Below are 293 nucleotides of genomic sequence, written 5' to 3'. Positions count from 1 at the left end.
TCTTGAGTATGAACCTGGCCGTGACGATGGGTATTTTAGTGAAGAAACTGTTGCTGCTGTAAAGTCATTTCAAGCTGAGATGGATATAGAGGTCACTGGAGAAATTGACCGTGATACTGCTGACCTACTCCAAACTGAGTTAATAAATATCATTCAGGACAGAGAGTTTGATAATCAATTTAAAAAGGCAGTTGAACTGCTAGTGAATTAAATGTTCTAGTTGCTAGTGAGAATGGATTGTAATGTGGGGCACTTGAAAGGGAGTTATCACCTTTTTGAGTGCCCTATTTTTT

At 38.6% G+C, this 293-nt stretch carries 1 protein-coding gene; it reads left to right on the top strand.

The features are described 5' to 3' along the window. The coding region (locus AOA62_RS00100) for a peptidoglycan-binding protein (protein ID WP_143521696.1) at nucleotides 1-211 on the top strand (211 nt) is incomplete at its 5' end. Nucleotides 212-293: the final 82 nt, after the last annotated feature.

The organism is Pseudomonas sp. 2995-3, assembly GCF_002742565.1.
Taxonomy (GTDB): domain Bacteria; phylum Pseudomonadota; class Gammaproteobacteria; order Pseudomonadales; family Pseudomonadaceae; genus Aquipseudomonas; species Aquipseudomonas edaphica.
This window is presented reverse-complemented; position numbering and strand designations above follow the sequence as displayed.